General features: G+C 63.8%; 9 protein-coding genes. 2 read left to right on the forward strand and 7 right to left on the reverse strand.

Annotated elements, in window-relative coordinates; genetic code table 11:
* Positions 1–127 precede the first annotated feature (127 nt).
* The 6 genes from HKL97_RS12975 to argC all read right to left on the reverse strand — a co-directional run bounded on the left by HKL97_RS12975 (position 128) and on the right by argC (position 5,830).
* A complete protein-coding gene (locus HKL97_RS12975) occupies positions 128–913 on the reverse strand; it encodes an EipB family protein (protein WP_291426035.1) in 786 nt (261 codons plus the stop codon).
* Between the two features lie 30 nt (positions 914–943).
* Positions 944–3,115 (reverse strand): excinuclease ABC subunit UvrB, encoded by a 2,172-nt coding sequence (gene uvrB, locus HKL97_RS12980; protein ID WP_291426037.1) that lies wholly within the window; start codon positions 3,113–3,115, stop codon positions 944–946.
* A gap of 70 nt (positions 3,116–3,185) precedes the next feature.
* Positions 3,186–3,647: a phasin family protein gene (locus HKL97_RS12985; protein ID WP_291426039.1), complete on the reverse strand. Its 462-nt coding sequence runs from the start codon at positions 3,645–3,647 to the stop codon at positions 3,186–3,188.
* A gap of 48 nt (positions 3,648–3,695) precedes the next feature.
* Positions 3,696–4,316 carry a TetR family transcriptional regulator gene (locus HKL97_RS12990; protein ID WP_291426041.1) on the reverse strand — a complete coding sequence of 207 codons (621 nt, stop codon included), beginning with the start codon at positions 4,314–4,316 and terminating at the stop codon, positions 3,696–3,698.
* A 48-nt stretch (positions 4,317–4,364) separates the two neighbouring features.
* Positions 4,365–4,925, reverse strand: a complete 561-nt coding sequence (locus HKL97_RS12995; protein ID WP_291426043.1) for a gamma carbonic anhydrase family protein — start codon at positions 4,923–4,925, stop codon at positions 4,365–4,367.
* Positions 4,925–5,830, reverse strand: coding sequence for an N-acetyl-gamma-glutamyl-phosphate reductase (argC, locus tag HKL97_RS13000; RefSeq protein ID WP_291426045.1), 906 nt, complete (start codon positions 5,828–5,830; stop codon positions 4,925–4,927). Before argC ends, HKL97_RS12995 begins: the two co-directional genes overlap by 1 nt.
* A gap of 68 nt (positions 5,831–5,898) precedes the next feature.
* Here argC and secB point away from each other — a divergent pair, with 68 nt between their 5' ends.
* Positions 5,899–6,411 (forward strand): protein-export chaperone SecB, encoded by a 513-nt coding sequence (gene secB / locus HKL97_RS13005; protein WP_291426047.1) that lies wholly within the window; start codon positions 5,899–5,901, stop codon positions 6,409–6,411.
* A gap of 182 nt (positions 6,412–6,593) precedes the next feature.
* Here the strand turns inward: secB and HKL97_RS13010 are convergent, their stop codons facing one another.
* The gene (locus HKL97_RS13010; RefSeq protein ID WP_291426049.1) at positions 6,594–7,214 is read right to left on the reverse strand and encodes a TlpA disulfide reductase family protein; all 621 of its coding nucleotides are present in this window, start codon (positions 7,212–7,214) and stop codon (positions 6,594–6,596) included.
* Here HKL97_RS13010 and HKL97_RS13015 point away from each other — a divergent pair.
* The coding region (locus HKL97_RS13015; protein ID WP_291426051.1) for a lyase family protein at positions 7,168–7,624 on the forward strand (457 nt) is incomplete at its 3' end. The two genes, HKL97_RS13010 and HKL97_RS13015, sit on opposite strands and share 47 nt — an antisense overlap.

Consider the following 7,624-nt stretch of genomic DNA (forward strand, 5'->3'; position numbering starts at 1 on the left):
GAGGAAAAAACAAAAGGGTACGGCGCCACTCATCGAGCAGCGCGCGCTGCCCGGCTTTTGCGGCAGCGCGGGCCGTTTGGCAACCCCGTTCCCTGCATGGCGCGCTCTATATTATTAAGAGCCCGGGTTATTTTGCACCGCAGGGCGAAGGCGGGATGCTCAGGTGCGTCAACTTCGCGGTCATCACGAAATCTCCGAAGTCGAGGCTCATGTCATCGGCCACGCCATCCGCGAAATAGCGCATCTGGCTGCGGAAGTCAGGGTTTTCATCGTCGTTTTTGCGTTCGTAGAAGGCGATGTCCACATCGGCGCTCGGCAGGGCGGCCAGCGCCGGATAGGTATTGGGCATGGGACCGTGATGGCCCAGAATGGCGACGAAGGTGGCCTGGGCGCCATCCGCCGTGGTGCCGTCAAACAGGGTGGGCGAGATGAATTTTTCTCCCGCCGCACCCGCGGCCAGCAGCGCCTCGGTATGGGCCATGGGGAAAAGCGTGCCCGGCGGCATCCGCAGCGTGGTGTTGGCCGGGGTGGTATAAGCGATGATGCCCGAGCCGTCCGCCGCGGTGTGGGTGGCGGTTCCGGCATCATCGATCTGCTCTTTGCCGTCATTGTCGCGCTCGCGCAGGGTGAAGGTGAGGGTTTTGCCGTCCTTGCTCTCCCAGGTGATGTAGTCCGTGACAGTCTTGGTCAACGAGCCGTCGACGCCGCGCACCAGCAGGGTCATGTGCTGGGTGGTGGCCCAGCCGGTGCAACCGTCCACCACATCAAAGCTCAACTGCCCGGTGGCGCCGGTGATGTCATGCGTACGGACTTTGGAGAGCTCAAGTGTGTAGAGCGCGTGCTGGCCCGTGAGGCCGGCCGCATTGGCCAAGCCAGGGGCGAGCAGACCGAGGAGAGCGAGAGGAAGTTTCATGGGCGTATAATGACTTGTCCTCGCAGGGCGTCAAACACGATTGCGCCCCCTGCCCTTGCGCAGCGCCGGGTCGTAGCCGCCACCGCCCGGCCCCATTGGCACCGGGCCACGGTTTTTTTGCGGGCGGGGCGGCGGCGGCGGCGGGGCGATGCCCAGCACCAGCGCTTCCAGGCGCTTGATCTCGTCGCGCAGGCGGGCCGCCTCCTCGAACTCCAGATCGCCGGCGGCCTTGCGCATGCGGGTCTCCAGCGTGGCGATGGTGGCGCCCAGATCCTTGCCGACGAATTCGTCAAGGCTGGAGTCTTTCACCGGCGAGACGGTGACATAATCCTGCTCGAACACTGAGTGGATCACCTCGCCGATGTTCTTGCGAATGCTCTGCGGGGTGATGCCATGCGCTTCGTTCCAGGCGGTCTGCTTGGCGCGGCGGCGCGCGGTTTCGTCCAGCGCCTGTTTCAGGCTGCGGGTCATCACATCGGCGTAGAGGATCACGCGGCCATCCACATTGCGCGCGGCGCGGCCGATGGTTTGCACCAGCGAGGTGACGGAGCGCAAAAAGCCTTCCTTGTCGGCATCGAGAATCGCGACCAGCATGCACTCGGGAATATCCAGCCCCTCGCGCAGCAGATTGATGCCGACCAGAACATCGTAGGCGCCAAGACGGAGATCGCGGATGATCTCGATGCGCTCCAGCGTGTCGATATCCGAGTGCAGGTAGCGCACGCGCACGCCCTGCTCGGTGAGATATTCGGTGAGGTCCTCGGCCATCCGCTTGGTCAGCGTGGTGACCAGCACGCGCCCACCCAGGGCGGATACCTTCTTGCATTCGCCCAGCAGATCATCAACCTGATGCTCCACGGGACGGATTTCCGTCACCGGGTCCACCAGGCCGGTGGGGCGGATGATCTGCTCGGCAAACACCCCCTGCGTGCGCTCCAGCTCCCACGGCCCCGGCGTGGCGGAGACGAACACCGACTGCGGGCGGAATTTTTCCCATTCCTCGAATTTGAGCGGGCGGTTGTCCATGCAGCTGGGCAGGCGGAAGCCGTAATCGGCCAGGGTGGATTTGCGCGAGAAATCGCCTTTGAACATGCCGCCGATCTGCGGTACGGTGACATGGGATTCATCGACCACCAGCAGCGCGTTCTCGGGCAGGTATTCAAACAACGTCGGCGGCGGCTCGCCAGGGTTGCGGCCCGAGAGGTAGCGCGAGTAGTTTTCGATTCCTTTGCAGGCGCCTGTGGTTTCCATCATTTCGATATCGAATGTGGTGCGCTGTTGCAGACGTTCGGCTTCCAGCAGCTTGCCGTCCGCGACGAACTCATCCAGCCGGTCCTTCAGCTCTCGCTTGATGCGGGTGATCGCCTGGGTGAGCGTGGGGCGCGGGGTAACATAATGGCTGTTGGCATAGATGCTGATGTTCTCCAAAACCGCCGTCTGCTCGCCGGTCAGCGGGTCGAATTCGGAGATTTTCTCGATCTCGTCACCAAATAACGTAACCCGCCAGGCGCGGTCCTCATACTGGCTGGGGAAGATATCCACCACCTCGCCACGCAGGCGGAACGAGCCGCGCGCGAAGGCGGCATCGTTGCGGCGGTATTGCAGATCCACCAGCGCCTTGGCCAGTGTGTCGCGGTCTATGCTGCCGCCGGTTTCCAGCCGCACCACCATCTTGGAATAGGTCTCGACCGAGCCAATGCCATAGATGCAGGAAACAGAAGCAACAATCACCACGTCCGCACGTTCCAGCAACGCCTGCGTGGCGGCGTGGCGCATACGGTCGATCGTTTCGTTGATTGCGGAATCTTTTTCGATATAGGTATCCGAGCGCGGGACATACGCCTCAGGCTGGTAATAATCGTAATAGGAGACGAAATATTCCACCGCGTTGTCGGGAAAGAAGGATTTCATCTCCGCATACAACTGCGCCGCCAGGGTTTTGTTGGGCGCCAGCACCAAAGTCGGGCGCTGGATGCGCTCGATCACCTTGGCCATGGTGAAGGTTTTGCCCGAGCCGGTGACTCCCAGCAGAACCTGGTCGCGCTCGCCCTGCGCGATGCCGGCCACCAGCTGCGCGATGGCGGCGGGCTGGTCGCCGCTGGGCTCGAATTCCGACACCACCCGCAACGGCTTCAACGGCGCGCGGGGCGATGGCTTCTCAGGGATGAAAGTGACAGGGGCGGTGGCTGAAAAAGCAGACATGGCGCAGTATATGGCCCGCGCGCCAGGCAATGGAAGGGGCGGCGGCTGGCGCCGCCCGCAGAGAATAAGCCTATTTCTTGAAGAGTGTCTTCATTTCGTTCATGGCCTCGGAGAAGCGGTGGTTGAGCTTCTCCATGGCCTCGGAATTCGCCTTCTGGATCAAATCGCCCAGTTCGCGGGTGTTGGAAACCGCGTTCTCATACGCCTGCTTCAGCAGGTCAGCCTGCTTGGCGGCGCGGGCAGCGGGCGCATCGCTCACGGAGATATCCTTCAACGTCTCGGTCAGGCCGCTCATGGTGGACTGCATGATCTCCATGTGCCGGCGGGCGACAGCCTGCGCGCCTTCAAGCGCCACCCGGTTGGCCTCCGACAGTGCCTCCAGATTGCGCTTGTGCGCAGCCAGCACGGCTTCCATGTCGGGCAGCGCCGGGGTCTTAATCTCCTTAAAGAACTTGGTGAAATCAAAGTCCTTCATCGCGGTGGGCAAGGTGAAAGCGGAATCTGTTTGCTTGGAAGTCGGTTTTTCAGCCATGGATCATATCCTTTTCACGTTGGCGGCAGACCGGAGCCCCGGCCTGCGTCACGCTACCCCAGAAGCCGCCTGGGTGGAAGGCAAATCCGTTGCGTATGCCGCGGGCGGCGGGGCGGCAAAGCGCACGGCCAGGGCGTCCGCCTGGGCCAGCGCCTTGTCCACCGCGGCCATGGTCGCGGCCAGATCGGGGGTTTCATCACGCAGCCAGGCGCGCGCGCCGTAGCCCCAGACCAGCGCCAGGCCGCGCTTGCGCACCTCCCCGCGCAGACCAGTGGCGGAGACGCCTGCGGCCTCCAGCAACCACCCCATGGACTCCACCGTGGCATGGGCTAGGCAAAGCCCCAGTGACGGCGCGGCGGGCAGGAAGCGCAGCAGTGCCACCACCCCATCGCGGTGCAGCTGCAAAAAATCGAACCGGCGTAGCAACATGTCAAACAGCCGGTCGCGCACGGCGCCTTCCGCCAGGGCGCCCTGCAAGGCATGGCAATCGGCCATCTCGCCAAACTTGCGCAAAATCGCGCCGCAGGAGCCAAAGCGCGCCCGTGCCGTGCCCAGGTCCAGCCCCGCGTGCAACGCCGCCGCGGCAGGGGAGACTTTGCGCCACCCGTCCTGCGCCCCCAGGGCGAACGCCGCGCTTACCAACGCCTGATCGAAATCCGTATCTGTCATGGGAGGAATGTAGAAGCGGTTCAGATGCTTGCCAATGGCCGGCGGCGCTTAAACGGCCTCGGCCAGGCCGTTGCGGAACATCTCCGCCAGCCCGAGGTAATGCGGCACGGTTTCATCCCAGCTGGCGCGCTCGGCGCTGGTCATCACGCGCGAGAGCTTGGCGGGGCTGCCGATCCAGAGTTCCTGCGCGCCGATGCGCTTGCCAGGGCCAAGCAGGCCGCGCGCGCCAAGCAACCCGGCCTCTTCGACCACCGCGCCGTCCAGCACGGTGGCGCCCATACCGATGAACGCGCGATTGTGCAATTTGCAGGCATGCACGATGGCGCCGTGGCCAATGGTCACATCCTCGCCAATGTCGGTGAGGTATTCGCCATGGTCAACATGGATGACCGTGCCATCCTGAATGTTGCTGCGGGCGCCAACGATGATGGGGTTGGTGTCCGCGCGGAGCACACAGTTGAACCAGATGTTGGCGCCGGGGCCAACACGCACGTCACCGATCAGCACGGCGGTCGGGGCGATCCAGGCGGTGGGATGAATCCGGGGAGCAACGCCGCCCAGGGCGTAGAGCAAACCCGAGGGTTTGGGGGAAATATAGGATTCGGGCATCAGCTGTCTCCGAGCATGAGTTTGAGGTTCTGCACGGCGGCGCCAGAGGCGCCTTTGCCGAGATTATCAAGCCGCGCGATGAGCACCGCCTGCTCGAAAGCACCGTTGGCGCAGACGAAGATTTCAAGCTGGTTGGTGTCGTTCAGGGCGTCGGGCTCCAGCGTGCCGCCGTAAATTCCGGGATGGGTGATGATGCCGGGCGCGTGGTCGTAATGCTCGCGGTACGCCTCGGAAATTTCATGCGCGGTAGGGGTGCCGGGAAGCTGGTCCAGGAACAGCGGAATGCACACCAGCATGCCCTGCGCGAAATGCCCGACCGAGGGAACGAACAAAGGCCGGCGCGAAAGGCCGGAGAGCACCATGATCTCAGGAATGTGCTTATGCGCCAGACCCAGGCCGTAAAGCTCAAACGCGGGGCCGTTGGTGGCCTCGTGCGAGGCGATCATCGCCTTGCCGCCACCCGAGTACCCCGAGACGGCGTTGATGCTCAGGTGCTGGCCGTGCGGCAGCAACCCCGCCTGGATGAGCGGATGCAGCAGCGCGATGGCGCCGGTGGCATAGCAGCCGGGGTTGGCAACCCTGGTGGCGGCGGCGATTTTGCCCGGCTGGGCGGCATCCAGCTCCGCAAAGCCGTATACCCAGCCGGGGGCGATCCGGTGCGCGGTGCTCGCATCCAGGATTCGCGCGCCGGGCGGGGCCAGTTCCACCGCCTCGCGCGCCGCCTCATCGGGCAGGCACAGCACGGAGACATCGGCCCCGGCCATGGCCTCGGCGCGGGCCTTTGGCTCCTTGCGGTGAGCCTCCTCCAAGGTGATCAGCTCTATGCCCGCCATACCGCGCAGCCGCTGCGCGATGCCCAGACCCGTGGTGCCGGCTTGTCCGTCGATAAAAATACGTGCGCTCATAACCTTCTCTTATCATGGCGTTGCCGCTGTGCTAGGCGGGCGCGTACTAATAACAGGAAACTTTACGCATGTCAGAATCCGCTCCCCCGGCCCAGCCGCCTCTCGTCCTCAACATCCAGTACACGAAGGATCTTTCCTTCGAGGTGCCGAACGCGCCCGCGATTTATACCCAGCTGCGCGCCGCCCCGGCGGTGAACATCAACCTGGATGTGCAGGTCAAGCGCATTCAGGAAGGTCAGGACGTGTTCGAGGTCGCGCTGGCGATTCGCGCCGAGGGCAGCATTGCCCAAGCCCCCAATGGCGCCACTGAGGAGAAGCCGGTGATCGTGTTCATCGCGGACCTGGTGTATGCCGGTGTGTTCACGCTGCATGAAATCCCGGAAAACCAGCAGGAGCCTGTGCTGCTGGTGGAATGCCCGCGCCTGCTCTTCCCTTTCGCGCGCAACATCCTGGCCGATATCACCCGCGACGGCAGCTTCCCGCCGGTGATGCTCGGGCCGATTGACTTCGTCGGGCTATGGCATTCCCGCCGCGGCCACGCCGCCGCCGCCGCGAACGCTGAAACCGCGCAGACACATTAGAGTGCGATCGTTTGAGGTTCGCTCAACTGAGCGAGCCGAAAGCGTGAATCGCCCTCTGAAAAATGCCCAGTGCGATCGTTTGAGGTTCGCTCAACTGAGCGAGCCGAAAGCGTGAATCGCCCTCTGACAAACGCCCCAACCCTGAACGGCGCGCCTTACGGTGCGCCGTTTTTATTTGGCGGCTACACGGGGATGAAAATTTTCTTCTTCACGGCAGGGCGCTTGCCCCCCAGGCCATGCATGAATTCCACCACCGCATCGGTATTCCAGTTCGCAGCCCCATCAAGCCGCGCCACCAGCTGGCCGGCGGCATTGATAACGATGGTGACGGGAATGCCGTCAGTATTCAGCACATTCATGTTATCGCCGTTGGGGTCGAGCAGGATAGGCAGATCCGTGATGCCGTGGCTGGCATAAAACGGCGCCACCGCGGCGGCGCCCTCCAGATCGATCGACACGGGGAGAATCAGCGTGCCGCTGGCCTTCAGCCTGGGCGCCAGCATGGCGAAGGTGGGCAGCTCCGCGACGCACGGGCCGCACCAAGTGGCCCACAGGTTCACCAGCAGCGGGTGCCCGGCGTAATCCGCCAGCCTGAGGTGTTTGCCCTTGGCGTTGGTGAACACCATCGGCGGCGCGGTGACGGGGGCCATCCGGGTCATCGCCGCCGCGGCGTCCGGCAGATCCGATTCCGCGATCTGGGCCGCGGAAGATTTGCCCCAGCCCGCGGCGGCGGCTAGACCAGCGGCGGCGGCGATAATGGATCGCCGGGACATCAACAATGGACGAACGGGTTTGACGGACAAAAGCGAGACTCCAACGACCGGGAAACTGCAATGGGGTGGCCGGTTTGGTGCCGGACCCGCCGCCGTGATGCAAGCGATTAATGTATCCATCGGGTTTGACTCCCGTTTATGGGCCGAGGACATTGCCGGCAGCCGCGCGCATGCGGCCATGCTGGGCGCACAAAAAATCCTGACTCATGAGGATGTTGCCGCCATTGACGCCGGTCTGGCGGACATCGCCGCCGAGATCGGGGCCGGAACATTTAAATTTTCGGACACGCTGGAGGACATCCACACCAACGTGGAGGTGCGGCTGACCGAGCGCATCGGCGAGGCGGCGCGCCGCCTGCATGCCGGGCGCAGCCGTAACGACCAGGTGGCGACGGATTTCCGCCTCTGGGTGCGCCGCGCGATCGATGATGTGAGCACGC

This window comes from Acidocella sp. (assembly GCF_013044125.1).
GTDB lineage: Bacteria > Pseudomonadota > Alphaproteobacteria > Acetobacterales > Acetobacteraceae > Acidocella.